Origin of the sequence: Rhodomicrobium vannielii ATCC 17100 (assembly GCF_000166055.1) — a bacterium.
Taxonomy (GTDB): Bacteria; Pseudomonadota; Alphaproteobacteria; order Rhizobiales; family Rhodomicrobiaceae; genus Rhodomicrobium; species Rhodomicrobium vannielii.
On sequence record NC_014664.1, the window covers coordinates 3,100,785 to 3,115,889 of the forward strand.

Annotated in this window: 11 protein-coding genes; 6 read left to right on the forward strand and 5 right to left on the reverse strand. The window is 60.7% G+C overall.

The window, feature by feature from the left end; translation table 11 throughout:
- Window positions 1-547 precede the first annotated feature (547 nt).
- The 4 genes from RVAN_RS21040 to groES form a co-directional block, all read right to left on the reverse strand.
- A complete protein-coding gene (locus RVAN_RS21040) occupies window positions 548-673 on the reverse strand; it encodes a hypothetical protein (RefSeq protein WP_280642109.1) in 126 nt (41 codons plus the stop codon).
- A 224-nt stretch (window positions 674-897) separates the two neighbouring features.
- On the reverse strand, window positions 898-2,145 hold the full coding sequence (locus RVAN_RS14335; RefSeq protein ID WP_013420428.1) for an MFS transporter: 1,248 nt from the start codon (window positions 2,143-2,145) through the stop codon (window positions 898-900).
- 272 nt (window positions 2,146-2,417) lie between these two features.
- A complete protein-coding gene (gene groL, locus RVAN_RS14340) occupies window positions 2,418-4,046 on the reverse strand; it encodes a chaperonin GroEL (RefSeq protein WP_013420429.1) in 1,629 nt (542 codons plus the stop codon).
- Between the two features lie 54 nt (window positions 4,047-4,100).
- Window positions 4,101-4,424 (reverse strand): co-chaperone GroES, encoded by a 324-nt coding sequence (gene groES, locus RVAN_RS14345; RefSeq protein ID WP_037236086.1) that lies wholly within the window; start codon window positions 4,422-4,424, stop codon window positions 4,101-4,103.
- Between the two features lie 270 nt (window positions 4,425-4,694).
- On the opposite strand from groES, the gene RVAN_RS19185 reads away from it, so the two are divergent.
- From RVAN_RS19185 to trmB, 5 genes are all read left to right on the forward strand, one after another.
- The gene (locus tag RVAN_RS19185) at window positions 4,695-5,528 is read left to right on the forward strand and encodes a hypothetical protein (protein ID WP_013420431.1); all 834 of its coding nucleotides are present in this window, start codon (window positions 4,695-4,697) and stop codon (window positions 5,526-5,528) included.
- A gap of 443 nt (window positions 5,529-5,971) precedes the next feature.
- Entirely contained in the window at window positions 5,972-7,615 is a 1,644-nt protein-coding gene (gene lnt, locus RVAN_RS14355) for an apolipoprotein N-acyltransferase (protein WP_013420432.1), read from the forward strand.
- 202 nt (window positions 7,616-7,817) lie between these two features.
- Window positions 7,818-8,324, forward strand: coding sequence for a helix-turn-helix domain-containing protein (locus tag RVAN_RS14360; protein ID WP_049779647.1), 507 nt, complete (start codon window positions 7,818-7,820; stop codon window positions 8,322-8,324).
- A 54-nt stretch (window positions 8,325-8,378) separates the two neighbouring features.
- A complete protein-coding gene (gene metK, locus RVAN_RS14365) occupies window positions 8,379-9,548 on the forward strand; it encodes a methionine adenosyltransferase (RefSeq protein WP_013420434.1) in 1,170 nt (389 codons plus the stop codon).
- 197 nt (window positions 9,549-9,745) lie between these two features.
- Window positions 9,746-10,294, forward strand: a complete 549-nt coding sequence (trmB, locus tag RVAN_RS14370) for a tRNA (guanine(46)-N(7))-methyltransferase TrmB (RefSeq protein WP_245257995.1) — start codon at window positions 9,746-9,748, stop codon at window positions 10,292-10,294.
- Window positions 10,295-10,689: 395 nt separating this feature from the next.
- Here the strand turns inward: trmB and RVAN_RS21195 are convergent, their stop codons facing one another.
- On the reverse strand, window positions 10,690-10,800 hold the full coding sequence (locus tag RVAN_RS21195) for an integrase core domain-containing protein (protein ID WP_169309561.1): 111 nt from the start codon (window positions 10,798-10,800) through the stop codon (window positions 10,690-10,692).
- A gap of 519 nt (window positions 10,801-11,319) precedes the next feature.
- On the opposite strand from RVAN_RS21195, the gene RVAN_RS14375 reads away from it, so the two are divergent.
- Complete coding sequence (locus RVAN_RS14375; protein WP_013420436.1) at window positions 11,320-15,084, forward strand: vitamin B12-dependent ribonucleotide reductase; 3,765 nt, start codon at window positions 11,320-11,322, stop codon at window positions 15,082-15,084.
- The last annotated feature ends 21 nt before the right edge of the window (window positions 15,085-15,105 follow it).

The following is a 15,105-nucleotide window of genomic DNA, read 5'->3' on the forward strand; positions in this document are numbered from 1 at the left end:
GCGCGCACCATGGTGCGTCGCCGACATCGGGAGGATGCGAAGGTCGTCACGCGGGCCGCGCTGACAGTCGAGCGCTAGCGCCAGCCCGAGATCGGCATCGAGCGAGCGCTCGTGAATTCGTCGAACAGCACCGCGCCGACGACCCGCGGTACAGGGAGCCAATTCAGCCCGTGGACGTAAGCGGCAGCCTGTCTGTTACACCTAATGCTGCACAAAATGCTACGGAGTATTTTAGTAAGCCATTGTCAATAAATGGATAATGCTTACAGCGAGTCGCATATGGCTTCCTCCGTCTCCGCCATCCACCCAGTAATTCATCGGCTTTTCGCATGTTCCGCGTTCTACTGATTTTTCTGCACGATTTCCGCAAACCGGAGGCGATGGAGCAGCGCAATGCCGCCCGATGCGAGCGGATCAAAATCGCGCGAAGCTTCAGCTCGAAACCGCCGACAAAGACCCGTATCGAGCAGCGACGGAGAGAATTCGACCGGGTTCGATGGTGCCGGCGCGCGGTCGTCCGTTCAGGTCATAGCTGTTCAAAACGATGCTATTCGGTGACGGCCTCATGCACGCCACCCATGGTTCGGCCGCGTCGGTCGATGCCCTTGCGCACCTGCCGCCACGTGCCGAGAACCGCTGAAATAGGCGAGCTGCCCGACTTCAGCGGCGACATTCTGAGCTGCCGATGCAGCTTCGGCCGTGTGGGGAAAGCAGCGACCGTGGCTTCAATCTGGTTGTCATAAGCCCCATCGCTTTCGGGTCGTTTTGGTTAGTGTGACAGCGCCCGCGACACGCGGTTGTGGGGATCGATCTCTGGCGCGACGCGCTCCTGCGCCTGCCTGTGGATCGCTAGGGTTGCTTCGTCAGCGGGTGATGATGCGAACTTCGTTCGTATTGTCATGTTACCGCCAATACCTGTGCTTCGGGCCCTTCCGCCTCGTAGCCTAGCGATTCTGGAACTGCGAGCGCGAAAATCGCAAAAGCACCAAGCGCGCACGCGGCCAGAAAGAAAAATGCTGCCGAAAATCCGAAGCCGTTCACGATCTGCCCGGCGACGGCGTTGCTCATTGCCGCGCCGAGGCCCCAGCACGCGGCCGCCACGCCTTGAGTGACGTTGAACCTGCCCGTTCCGCGCGTGAAGTCTGCTATGACGATATAGAACAGGGCGCCGAAGATGCCCGCACCGATGCCGTCGAGGATCTGGATGGCAACGATAGCCCACGGATTGTCCGCCAGCGCGAACAGAAGCCCGCGGAGCGGGAGCACCGCGAACGCAACCAGGAACAACGGTTTTCGCCCCCACTCATTCGCCTTGCGGCCGACAAGTAGCGCCATCGGCACCATGACGAGTTGTGCGACCACCACGCAGGACGACATGAAAAGCGGGCTCTCGTCCGGCTGTCCAACGCTTAGCTTCTGCCCAGCGAGCGGCAACATGGCCGCGTTGGCAAAATGAAACAGCGTGATCGCGGCGGTAAACCACAGCAGCGGCCGATTGCTCAGGAGCACGCCGAGCGCTTCAGGTGCCTGCCCCGGCTTGTCTTCGCCGCGTGCGAGGTCGTGGTCGATGGCGCGCCCGTCGATCCAGTAGACCGCGCACGCCGCGATAACGGACACGATCGCCACCGTCCAGAGCATCGCAACCTGCGCGATGAAATAACCGGCGGCACCGGCGAGAATCGCGGTCACGACATTGCCCGAGTGACTCCACGCCTCGTTGCGTCCGACGCGGCGCGGGAAGCCCCGCTGCCCGACAATGCCGAGGCTTATAGCGGTGAGCGTCAGCGGTAGCACGGCTTCGGCGAGGCCTATGAGCACCTGCGCTATGGCCACCGTCCAGAAGCCAGGGCTGATGGCCATCGCGACCGACCCGAGAGCGACAGCTCCGGCGCCGATCGCGATCAGCGCGCGTTTCCAGCGGATCGCGTCGACAAACGCACCGGCCGGACCGCGTCCGAGGACGCTTGCCAGTCCTGCGATCGTAAGGACGAGGCCAGCGCTGCCCGAGTCCCATTTCAGGGTGGATGTGAGATAGATCGCGAGAAACGGTCCGACGCCGTCCTTCACGTCGGCGAGGAAGAAGCTCAGCCAGTCGAGGGCGCTGCGATTCTGGGCGGCGAACTGGGCACGGGAGTCCTGCGACACGGGCGAACCTCATGGGTTTTGATCGCGCGCGGGCACGGGCAGCCGTACCTCGCACAGCTATCGGAGACACTTCGCCGCTGGTTATGATCCTTCGTGCTCGGGAATTGGGTCTAACGATCAGGTGATGTTTCTTCGACCTTTGTCTTCCGTGCTGGTTCTGCGGGCTTTTCCTGCCTTCCAGGCAATGCGCAAAATCACTACGGAAACGCAGGATTAAAAAAAGCCCGCGACTTGCGCCGCGGGCTCCGTGTTTCAATCGCTTTGGCGCGGACTTAGTAGTCCATGCCGCCGCCCGGCATCGCCGGCATCGGAGAGTCCTTCTTCGGCTTCTCGGCGATCATGGCCTCGGTCGTGATCAGGAGGCCAGCCACGGAAGCGGCGTCCTGAAGCGCGATGCGAACCACCTTCACCGGGTCGATGACGCCAGCGGCAACGAGGTCCGAATACTCGCCGGTCGCGGCGTTGTAGCCGAAGTTGTAGTCGCCGTTCTCAAGAACCTTGCCGGCGATAACCGCGCCGTCTTCGCCCGCATTCGCCGCAATGGTGCGGATCGGGGTCTGGATCGCGCGACGGACGATGTTGATGCCCGCCTTCTGGTCTTCGTTCTCGCCCTTGAGGCCTTCAAGCGCGGAGATTGCGCGGAGCAGAGCCACGCCGCCGCCCGGAAGGAAGCCCTCTTCCACGGCCGCGCGGGTCGCGTTGAGCGCGTCGTCGACGCGGTCCTTCTTTTCCTTCACTTCGATTTCCGTCGCGCCGCCGACGCGGATCACCGCGACGCCGCCCGCGAGCTTCGCAAGACGCTCCTGGAGCTTCTCACGGTCGTAGTCGGAGGTCGTGTCTTCGATCTGGGCCTTGATCTGATTGATGCGGGCCTCGATCTCCTTCTGGTCGCCGGAGCCATCGACGATGGTCGTGTCGTCCTTCGTGATGGTGATCTTCTTGGCGCGGCCGAGCATCGTGATGTTCACGTTCTCAAGCTTGATGCCAAGGTCTTCGGAGATGAGCTGGCCGCCCGTCAGAACCGCGATGTCCTGCAGCATGGCCTTGCGGCGGTCGCCGAAGCCCGGAGCCTTAACGGCCGCAACCTTGAGGCCGCCGCGCAGCTTGTTGACGACGAGCGTGGCCAGAGCCTCGCCTTCGACATCTTCCGAGATGATGAGGAGCGGACGGGCCGACTGGACGACGGCTTCGAGAACCGGCAGCAGCGGCTGGAGGTTGGAGAGCTTCTTCTCGTAGATCAGGATGTACGGATCGTCGAGATCGACGCGCATCTTCTCGGCGTCGGTGATGAAGTACGGCGAGATATAGCCGCGGTCGAACTGCATGCCTTCGACGACTTCGAGTTCGAAGTCGAGAGACTTGCTTTCTTCAACCGTGATGACGCCCTCGTTGCCGACCTTTTCCATCGCTTCGGCAATCTTGGCGCCGACTTCGACGTCGCCGTTAGCGGAGATCGTGCCAACCTGCGCAACTTCGGAAGACGACGTGACCTTCTTCGCCTTGCTCTGAAGATCCTTAACGACGGCTGCAACAGCGATATCGACGCCGCGCTTGAGGTCCATCGGGTTCGCGCCGGCGGCGACGGACTTGGCGCCTTCCTTCACGATTGCCTGAGCGAGAACGGTCGCGGTGGTCGTGCCGTCGCCAGCGATGTCATTCGTCTTCGAGGCGACTTCGCGCACCATCTGCGCGCCCATGTTCTCGAACTTGTCTTCAAGCTCGATTTCCTTCGCGACCGTCACGCCGTCCTTCGTGATGCGCGGCGCACCGAAAGACTTGTCGAGCACAACGTTGCGGCCTTTCGGGCCGAGCGTAACCTTTACGGCATCAGCGAGGATATCGACGCCACGGATCATGCGTTCGCGGGCGTCCTGGCCAAAACGTACGTCTTTAGCAGCCATTGGTCATGACTCCTTAAATGAGAGTGAAACTTTGAAAGGGATAGTCTCGGGTTACTACGCGGCTTTCTTCTTCTTGCCGCCGCCTTCGTGACCTTCGAGAATGCCGAGGATGTCGCTCTCTTTCATGATCAGAAGGTCTTCGCCGTCGATCTTGACTTCGGTGCCGGACCATTTGCCGAAGAGAACGCGGTCGCCTTCCTTCACGTCGAGGGCAACGAGCTTGCCTTCTTCGTTACGGGCGCCGGGACCAACGGCGATCACTTCGCCCTGCTGAGGCTTTTCCTTAGCCGTGTCCGGAATAATGATGCCGCCCTTGGTGCGCTCTTCTTCTTCGAGACGGCGCACGACGACGCGGTCATGCAGGGGCCGGAACTTCACTGACATGTGTATCCTCCTCAGACGACAAATCTGGATCGTAAAATGTGTGGGTGCGGCATATGAGCTCGCGTTTACCCTGCCGCTGAGATAGTCCGGAACTGTTAGCACTGTCAAGTGGTGAGTGCTAATTTGGAGCGAGGGCTTTAGCAAAAGTCTAGGATGATGAAGCCAATTTGACGAAATCTCGTCATAATAGCGGTGCATCCGATGTGGCATGCCACACTGCGGCGCGTCGGGGCGAATGTCCCGAGTTTAAAGGGGACCATTTCAATGACCGATATTCTTGCAAAAGACGTTAATTCGAATTCAGGGCAGCCTCCTTTCGCGGGAGATGGGAAGAAACCTGACGAAGAAAAGAAGCGTCGCGGCGGAATCTGGTTCCGGATCCTCGCGGTTCTGCTTTTTCTGGGGGCGCTGGTCGAAGGCGCGATCCTTTACGCCGACCGGGCCGCCAAAAACGTCGAGGCCACGCCCGCGCCTCAGCCTGTGGTGGCTGCTCCGCAACCGGTAGTCGTCGCTCCGCAACCCGTCGCCGAGAAGCATGCCCCCAAGGAAAAGGTCGAGAATGCCTATTTCTTCCGTATTGACGGCAAGGACGTAGAAGGCCGCACGGCATCCTTCGACTATATCATTGTCACCAACGATTATACCTGGGTGAAGGGAAGCACGACCGAAGTCGTCGCCAATGATACGGTCATCCCCGAAGAGGAAACGGCCGACCGGATCATTACGCCGAAGGTCAAGGAGTCGTTTGCCAGCGCACTCGACCTCATCGCCGTGGGTTTGGCTTCACGCGAGGGCGACCGCGAGGCGGAGGAAGCGCGCGCGCTTGCCCGTGCTCAGACGGTCGCCGGATGGATTTCCAAGGTGTCGGACGCTTCGATCCCGCTTTGGACGCTCACTCTCGGACAATACGACAGGGACGCCTGCAAAGCGCAACAGGACGCAGACTCGAGCTATGAGCGGCCGGTTCTCCTCGCGAGCGTTCGCGCAAGGGCAGACGGTGTGAACCTGACGGAAGCCTTCGCCGACGCTCTCACCGGGCATGACAACCTGCCAAGCCGCAATTGCTATTCGCAATTCGATCTCGTGAAAATTCGCTGATTACTAAGGTCGTGCCACAATAGGCGCGGCGCTCGATCTGCGTCAAATCGAGGCCGATTTTGACGCAAGCCGATCTAATTCAGGCCGGGCGCGACGCCGCCCGGTCTTTCGATGTGCCAGGGCTCTGGCGCAGTTTTTTGGTACACATTTCTGCACGCTCTCAAGCATAATGCAGGCGCTGCGAGAGCACTAGCAACCTATTGATTCCATTGCAGTTTTGAATTTTGCATTTGATGACGGCGCCAACGCCGGAAAATGTAAGATCCACTGCAACGGCGACGCTTTTTCAACAGGTTGGCTTAGTGAAGGGGCCTGAAAAGACCCACCTTTCCCCAACCTTGCAGCCGCATTGTCACGATTCATCTCGTCAGCAGCAAAAAGTCTCGCTATTTGCAGGCACTTAACGTTTCGGCTCTGGCCCGATCCTCCTCCCAAGGCTCTTCATGGATTTTCTGCCGACGACCATGGCCGGTCTCAAGACCGGGAAGCTGGTATTGATCGCCTTTCTCGCGGGCGCGTTGTCGGTGCTTGCCATGGCGCCGTTTCACCTTTGGCCGGTGTTGTTCCTGACTTTCCCACTGATGATCTGGGCGCTCGATGCTGTCGCGATCCGTGATGACGCAACGACGCTTCTTGACAATTACGTGAAGCGTCTCAAGAGCGCCGCGTTGCTCGGCTGGGCCTTCGGCTTCGGCTATTTCCTCGCCGGGATCTACTGGATCGGCTTTGCGTTCTACGTCGACGCGCAACGTTACGCGATCCTGATGCCGTTCGCCGTGGCCGGGCTTTGCGCGGCGCTCGGCCTGTTCTACGCGGTCGCGGCGGTGCTCGCGGCGGCGATGTGGCGGCGTGGCTATGCGCGTGTCATCGGATTCGTCTTCGCATTTTTCTGCGCGGAGGCCGCGCGCGGGTACTTTTTCACCGGCTTTCCATGGAACCTGTTCGGCGAGGCGCTTGCCGCCGACGAAGCGCCGATGCAGATGGCGGCCTATATCGGCTTGTACGGCCTGACGCTCGCAGCGCTTTTCATCTTCTCGGCGCCCGCGGCTTTCATCGCGGCACCGGCGGCTCGCTTCAACAGGCTTCCCGCTCCCGTCGTGGTCGCCGCCTTGACGCTCGCTGCATTCTACGCGGTGGGCGCGCAAAGGCTTGAGCAGACGGTCGGCGATGTCCCTGGCGTTCGTATCCGCATTGTTCAGCCAAATATTCCGCAACAAGAAAAGTGGAAGCCGGAAAATCGCCGATGGATCTTCGACCGCGCGCTCCAGTTGAGCCGCAGTGGTACATCTGGAGAAGACATCGCCGCATTCACGCATGTCGTCTGGCCTGAATCTTCCGTGCCGGTGCTGTTCGCCTTCAACGATCGGATTTACAGCGACGAGGTGCGAGAAGCGCTCGCTGCGCTGATTCCGGACGGAACCTCCCTGATAATTGGCGCCGAGCGCGCGGAGGGGAGCCTCGACCCTGACGGTCGCCACCGCTTCGACAGAGCTTTCAACAGCTTATTTTTGTTGGGGAAAGGGGCCGAACTCAAGGCCGTCTACGACAAGATTCATCTCGTCCCGTTCGGCGAGTATGTGCCCTTCAGAGACGTTATGATGAAGGCAGGTTTTTCCGCTTTTTCCCACAGGTTGGACGGTTTTGAGGCGGGGGCGGGGCCAGCACAGCCGATCGAGACCCCGCAGGCGGGGCCTTTTCTCCCGCTGATTTGCTACGAGATTATCTTTCCTGGAAGAACGGGTAGTCTGCCAAAAAGGCCGGAATGGTTGGTCAATGTCACCAACGATGCATGGTTTGGACAGTCCACCGGACCATATCAACACCTTCATTTAGCGCGCATTCGAGCCGTAGAAGAAGGCCTGCCGGTCGTCAGGGCGGCCAATACCGGAATCTCGGCAATCATTGACCCTTTTGGCCGCATTTTGGACAAAATAGATTTGGGTAAAGCTGGGACAATTGACCACAGCTTGCCTCATGCATTGCCAATAACCTTCTATCAAAAACTGAGGATGCAGTCCTTTATTGCGTTATTTTTCTTCACGCTTCAATTTTATCTGGCTATGGTTGCGCTCGCAAAGGTCGGATGATTCTTAATTCCCAAACTGGTTGGCGATTCTTGCGTTTACGAGAAAAACGTTTTGGTGATGTCTCGGAACGGTTCGTAAGCAGATAAGAAGAAGCTTGACGGCTCGTTCAGGCATAACTACTACTTTTAGGTAGTGGGAATAGTCATACGGCTGAGTGCGTACAACTTAAAGATGGCGGAGAGAGATGGGGCGGAATATGGGCATGGTCGAGTCATCGGTTTCGATATTGGCCGATAGCGACGAGATATATGAAACCGCAGGGCGCAAGCCGAACCCGGTGGATATTCATGTCGGCAGCCGCGTGCGATATCGTCGCATGATCGTTGGCATGAGTCAGGAAAAGCTGGGTGAGAAAATGAATCTCACATTCCAGCAAATTCAGAAATACGAAAAGGGTACCAACCGGATCGGCGCAAGTCGCCTCTTCCAGCTCTCGAAAATTCTGGAAGTGCCGGTCGGCTATTTCTTCGAAGACGCTTTTGCTCACAGCGCCCCGTCGAGTGCAAGTCACGGCCTCCACGAGCCAGAGCAAGAGGGATTTCTTCTCGATTTTCTCAACTCCCGCGAAGGTCTCGAACTCAACAAGGCATTTGCCAAGATACAGGATCCGAAGGTGCGGCGGCGCGTCATAGATCTCGTAAGGGCCTTGTCAGAGGAAAAGCCTGAGGCTAAGGAAAGCCAGCCGGGAATTGCGAACGATCTCGGCTAGCATGGCGCTCCGCCATGCATTCCAGGCAAATCGTGCAAGGATTGGAACGAGGCAGTGTCTCGCAATAGCTATCATTTCACAAGCGAATCGGTATCCGAGGGGCACCCTGACAAGGTCTGCGATCAGATCTCGGACGCGATTGTCGATCTTTACCTCGCCGCCGATCCGCACTCGCGGGTGGCATTGGAGACTCTCGCGACCACGAACAGGGTCGTTCTCGCGGGCGAAGTCCGAGGACCGTCTTCCGTCACCAGCGAGAAGCTGATCGAGACGGCACGCGACGTGATCCGCGACATCGGCTACGAGCAGGAAGGCTTCGATTGGCGAAACGCCGAAATCGTGTCCTACGTCCATGCTCAGTCGGCCGACATCGCGCAAGGCGTCGATGCGGCGGGCAACAAGGACGAAGGTGCTGGCGATCAGGGCATCATGTTTGGCTACGCCACGCGTGAAACCGAAAGCTTCATGCCCGCGCCGATCTATTACGCGCACCGCATCCTGTTCGAGATTTCGAAGCTGCGCCGGTCCGGCCAGCTTCCTGAGCTTGGCCCCGACGCCAAGAGCCAGGTTTCGCTGTACTACGAAAACGGCAAGCCCGTGCGCGCAACGTCTGTCGTGGTCTCCACGCAGCACGCTGAGGACGCGACCCAGGAACGCATTCGCGAGATCGTCGGCAACATCGTCAGCGAAGTGCTTCCGGCGGGCTGGATGTGCCCGAAGGAAGAATTCTACGTGAACCCGACGGGCCGCTTCGTGATCGGTGGACCCGATGGCGATACCGGCCTCACCGGTCGCAAGATCATCGTGGACACTTACGGCGGCGCTGCCCCGCATGGCGGCGGCGCGTTCTCCGGCAAAGATCCCACGAAGGTGGACCGTTCCGCTGCCTACGCGGCGCGCTACGTCGCGAAGAATGTCGTCGCGGCCGGTTTCGCCGACAGGTGCACGTTGCAGCTTTCTTACGCAATTGGCGTCGCGAAGCCTCTGTCCATCTACACGGACCTTCACGGGACGGGCAGCGTGGACGAAGGCAAGCTTGAGGCGGTGATCGCCGAGATCGTGGACCTTAGCCCCCGTGGCATCCGCGAACGCCTGCAACTCAGCCGTCCGATTTATCAGCGGACCGCGAGCTACGGCCACTTCGGTCGCACGCCGACCGATGACGGCGGCTTCTCATGGGAGCGGCTGGATCTCGTTGATGCGCTGAAAGACGCGCTGAGCTGAGCGTGACGAAAGTTGATGTCGCGCCGTGCGGGGAAACCGGCGGCGCGGCGCATTCCCTTAAGTCATTTGGCCGCAGAAAGGGCAGAACGCTATCTCTGCGGCAATCTACGTTGCTTGCCGAAGGGCTGCAAAACCGCTCGATCGATGTCAGTCAACCGTTGGACGCTCCGGCGCTGAAACGGCTTTTTCCCGAGAGCGTGCGGGATATCTGGCTCGAAATCGGGTTCGGCGGCGGCGAGCATCTCGTCTGGCAGATCGCCAACAATCCGCGTGTCGGGGTTATCGGCGCAGAGCCCTACCTGAATGGCGTCGTGTCGGCGATGGATGCGCTCGTCACGCGCGAGCTTACCGAGCGCGTTCGTGTCTACGCCGACGATGTGCTCGCCTTGCTTCGGGTGCTGCCGCCCGAATGTCTCTCGCGCGCGTTCATGCTGTTTCCGGACCCGTGGCCCAAGAAGCGCCACCGCGAACGGCGGCTGTTTTCAGCACACCTTCTCGATAAACTCGCGCCTCTACTGCGGCCCGGCGCCGAATTTCGGTTTGCCTCCGATATCGATGACTATGCCGAGGTTGCCATCGAAGCGGCGCGCGCACACCCCGCCTTTGACATCGCGCGGGTTTTCACGACCGAGAACCGCGACACAATGCCGGATTGGCCCGTGACCCGCTACGAGGAGAAGGCACGGAAGCAGGGGCGCGGCGCGACGTTTCTTGTTCTTCAGCGCGCGGTCGAGCCAAAGGTCTAGCGTTTCCGGGCAAGCTTGCGCCCTCCCCTGACGAGTCGTCGCGGTGGCGGTTCATGTCTTCGACAGCCGGGTGTGAAGCTCCACGCGCGTTCCAACGGGCATCGTTCGAGCAAAGCCGCCGTTCGTCACCGGCTTGTGCGGGGGCGCCACACAGAATTAGAGCCGACCAACACACAGAATTTGAAAGCCGAATCCGAGCCATGGCGGGGAGGCCGCGGGCGGTGACGGTTGATTCAAGGCGCGCGTGAAAAACGCTTGGCATGTGCATTGTGGCGATAGAAGCGGACGGTGAGCGCTCATTGCTCCCGGAGCGGCGTGCCTGACCCCGCCCTGCACCTGTGACATCGCGGCTGACCTGCTCCCCGATGCGCCCCTGTTCATAAGTCCGTTTCTGGTTATGCCCTTTGCGGGTGGTGCAAACTCCTTGGGGTGAGTCCGTCGAGGCTCATGTGCGGGCGTCGCGCGTTATAGTCGAGACGCCAGGCTTCGATGATCCAGCGTAGCACCAATGAGGGCGGCTCGCCCGCGATCCAGCTCTGTCCACACCGCAGAAAGCTGAAAATCAACGGCCTTCGGTGCTGCCGTCGCAAGGACCGTTGGCCGTTGAAAGCGCCAACGACGGCCCCAAATCAGCACACAGCCTGTCCCCTGCTTGTCAACAGGCAAATGCAACCCGTGCACGGCTTTTGAACAGGATCAACACAACATGTAGCGCCCCTGTCAACGCAGCCCCCAAGCTTTTGTGGGTTTGTTGCGGCGAAGTGACAGCCCGAATCGCGCGAATCACCTAAATCTGGATCTGTCGCTGCGGGGAGCGCCCTTCAAGGAGGGCGCGGCGGCAATTCATCCTCAGTCGGCTCAAGGTCTTCCAATCCAAGTTGTTTCGGCCATCCGTTTTCCGGATGCGCTGGCGTGCGCCCTCTCGTCAGAGGGTGGTTCTGTTGCGTCTGCGTCGTGTTCTGCGTCCACCAAAAAATCACTGAACAAAGCGGGCAGGCGCGATGATGCGCCGGGCAGGAGAATCCATGCGGATCGAACGGCGATTCACCACGAGCGGGCAGTCTCCCTATGAGACGATTCAGTTCCGGCAGACGACGAGCGAACTGAAAAATCCGGATGGAAAAATGATTTTCCAGCTCGAAGGCTTCTTCGTGCCGGAACAGTGGAGCCAGGTGGCCGCCGACATCATCGCGCAGAAATATTTCCGCAAGGCCGGCGTGCCCGCGCGGCTGAAGCGCGTCGAGGAAAACAGCGTGCCGTCGTGGCTGTGGCGCTCCGTGCCCGACCAGCAGGCGCTTGCCGAGCTTCCCGAGGCTGAGCGCTTCGGTCCCGAAACGGACGCGCGTCAGGTGTTCGACCGCATGGTGGGCGCGTGGACATACTGGGGCTGGAAGGGCGGCTATTTCTCGTCGGAGGAGGACGCCCGCACGTTCCACGACGAGCTTTGCTACATGCTCGCGATGCAGATGGCCGCGCCGAATAGCCCGCAATGGTTCAACACCGGCCTGCATTGGGCCTACGGCATCGATGGCCCCGGCCAGGGCCACTATTACGTGGATTTCCAGACGGGCGAACTTGTCCGCTCCGCCAGCGCCTATGAGCACCCGCAGCCGCACGCCTGCTTCATCCAGTCGGTCGAAGACGATCTCGTCAACGAAAACGGCATCATGGATCTGTGGGTGCGTGAAGCGCGCCTGTTCAAATACGGCTCCGGCACCGGCTCGAATTTCTCGCGGCTCCGCAGCGAAGGCGAGCGCCTCTCCGGCGGCGGCAAATCGTCCGGCCTCATGAGCTTCCTCAAGATCGGCGACAAGGCGGCGGGCGCGATCAAGTCCGGCGGCACCACGCGCCGCGCCGCAAAAATGGTCATCGTCGATGCCGACCACCCGGATATCGAGGCGTTTATCAACTGGAAGGTGCTCGAAGAACAGAAGGTGGCGGCGCTCGTCGCGGGCTCGAAGATTTGCGCGAAGCACCTCGCGGCCATCATGCGCGCGTGTGTGAACTGCGAAGGCCACGGCGAAGATTGCTTCGATCCTTTGAAGAACGTCGCGTTGAAGCGCGAGATCAAGGCGGCGCGCGCGGCCTTCGTGCCCGACGCCTACATCCAGCGCGTGATCCACTTCGCGCGGCAGGGCTTCAAGTCCATCGAGTTCCCGAGCTTCGACACCGACTGGGAAGGCGAGGCGTATCGCACAGTCGGCGGCCAGAACTCGAACAACACCGTTCGCGTTGATGATTCGTTCCTGCGCGCGGTCGAAGTCGACAGCGATTGGCACCTGATGTCCCGCACCACGGACAAGGCCGTGAAGACGCTGAAGGCGCGCGCGCTGATGGATCAGATCTCGGAGGCGGCCTGGGCCAGCGCCGATCCGGGTATCCAGTTCCACACCACGATCAACGATTGGCACACCTGTCCGGCTAGCGGCCCGATCCGTGCGTCGAACCCGTGCTCGGAATACATGTTCCTTGACGACACGGCCTGCAATCTCGCGTCGCTGAACCTGCTGTCGTTCCGCCCGCAAGGCGGCGAAGGTCGCCTCGTCGATGCGGAAGCCTTTGCACATGCGTGCCGCCTGTGGACGGTCGTGCTCGAAATCTCCGTGACGATGGCGCAGTTCCCGTCGAAGGAAATCGCGCAGCTCTCATATGATTTCCGCACCCTCGGCCTCGGCTACGCGAACCTCGGCGGCCTCCTCATGGTCTCCGGCCTCGGCTACGACTCGGACGAAGGCCGCGCACTGGCGGCGGCGATTTCCGCGCTCATGACGGGCGTCAGCTACGCAACGTCGGCGGAGATGGCGAAGGAACTCGGCGCGTTCGCGGGCTACGAGCCGAACGCCTCCCACATGCTGCGCGTGATGAAGAACCACCGCCGCGCGGCCTATGGGCGCGACAACGGCTACGAGCTGCTTTCCACAAGCCCTGTGCCGCTCAAGGATGGTGTCTGCCCGCAGACCGATCTCGTCACGGTGGCCCGCGAAGTATGGGACGACGTCATCTCGCTCGGCCAGATGCACGGTTTCCGCAACGCGCAAGTGTCGGTCATCGCGCCAACGGGCACCATCGGCCTCGTGATGGACTGCGATACGACGGGCATCGAGCCGGACTTCGCGCTTGTGAAGTTCAAGAAGCTTTCGGGCGGCGGCTACTTCAAGATCATTAACCGCGCCGTGCCGGAAGCGCTGCGGAACCTCCGTTATACGCAGACGCAGATCGACGCGATCATCGCCTATGCGGTCGGACGCGGCACGCTCGCAACGGCACCGCATATCAACCACAAGACGCTCGCCGCGAAAGGTTTCACGCCGGAGAAGATCGCGGCGGTGGAAGCCGGCCTCGGCGCCGCGTTCGACATCAAGTTCGTCTTCAACAAGTGGACGCTCGGCGACGATTTCTGCAAGGGCGTGCTGAAGCTCACCGATGAGCAGATGGCCGCGCCAAGCTTCGATCTGCTGGCGGCGATCGGCTTCCCGCGGGCGGAAATCGATGCGGCGAACGAGTATGTTTGCGGCACGATGACCCTCGAAGGTGCGCCGGGCCTCAAGCCGGAGCATCTGCCGGTGTTCGATTGCGCGAACCCGTGCGGTAAAAAAGGCAAGCGCGCGCTCTCGTGGCAGAGCCACATCCGCATGATGGCGGCGGCGCAGCCGTTCATCTCCGGCGCGATCTCGAAGACGATCAACATGCCGAACTCCGCCAGCATCGCCGATTGCCGCGAAGCCTACATGCTGTCGTGGAAGCTCGCGCTGAAGGCGAATGCGCTCTACCGCGACGGCTCCAAGCTTTCGCAGCCGCTGTCAGCGCAGCTTCTCGCCGATAATGACGCGGATGCCGATGACGCTGCCGAAGCGCTGCTCGCCGCACCGCAAGGCCGTCGCGCGCAGATCGTGGCGGAACGCGTGATCGAGCGCATCATCGAGCGCGTCCGCCTCAAGGCCGAGCGTGAGAAACTGCCGAACCGCCGCAAGGGCTACACGCAGAAGGCCGTCGTCGGTGGCCACAAGGTCTACCTGCGCACGGGCGAGTTTGAGGATGGCCGCCTCGGTGAAATCTTCATCGACATGCACAAGGAAGGCGCGGCCTTCCGCAGCTTGATGAACAACTTCGCCATCGCGATCAGCCTCGGCCTGCAATACGGCGTGCCGCTCGACGAATTCGTGGAGGCGTTCACCTTCACGCGCTTCGAACCGGCGGGCTTTGTGCAGGGCAACGAGGCGATCAAGAACGCGACGTCGATCCTCGATTACATCTTCCGCGAACTGGCTGTGTCCTATCTCGGCCGCAACGATCTCGCCCATGTCGACCCGTCGCAGATCGGCGCGACGGTGATGGGCGGCGGCGTGGCGGACGACCGGCCGGGTCAGAAGGCCGCGGCGGCGACGAACCCCGTGATCTATGCGGATCGTTATGTGTCGAAGGGTCTCACACGCGGACTTCACCACAAAGTTGTCATAGTTCAGGATCAGCCTAAGAATGAGCGAATCGGTGGCGCCGGTTCGTATGAAACACATGGCGCCCTCGCTTATGCCCTGCGTCCGGAAGACGAAGATCAGTCTCCGCTGGGTTCTTTCGATGTAAACGCGCGCGATGGGGCAAGTGCCGCGTTGAATCATTCCCATCAGACAGTACCGCTCGGAGCAAGGCCCGGTAAGGCCGACTTGCTCGCGGAAGCGCGCGCGAAGGGTTACGAGGGCGAAGCCTGCGGCACATGCGGCAACTTCACTCTCGTGCGCAACGGAACTTGTCTGAAGTGCGATACCTGCGGCGGCACGACGGGATGCTCATAAGGCTGCCATAGCGTTCGGAGG

What these genes read in the sequence shown, in the direction of transcription:
- RVAN_RS21040 (WP_280642109.1), bottom strand. Translation starts at nt 673, where the DNA reads ATGTCGCCGCTGAAGTCGGGCAGCTCGCCTATTTCAGCGGTTCTCGGC.
- groL (WP_013420429.1), bottom strand. Translation starts at nt 4,046, where the DNA reads ATGGCTGCTAAAGACGTACGTTTTGGCCAGGACGCCCGCGAACGCATG.
- RVAN_RS14360 (WP_049779647.1), top strand. Translation starts at nt 7,818, where the DNA reads ATGGTCGAGTCATCGGTTTCGATATTGGCCGATAGCGACGAGATATAT.
- RVAN_RS14375 (WP_013420436.1), top strand. Translation starts at nt 11,320, where the DNA reads ATGCGGATCGAACGGCGATTCACCACGAGCGGGCAGTCTCCCTATGAG.
- RVAN_RS19185 (WP_013420431.1), top strand. Translation starts at nt 4,695, where the DNA reads ATGACCGATATTCTTGCAAAAGACGTTAATTCGAATTCAGGGCAGCCT.
- lnt (WP_013420432.1), top strand. Translation starts at nt 5,972, where the DNA reads ATGGATTTTCTGCCGACGACCATGGCCGGTCTCAAGACCGGGAAGCTG.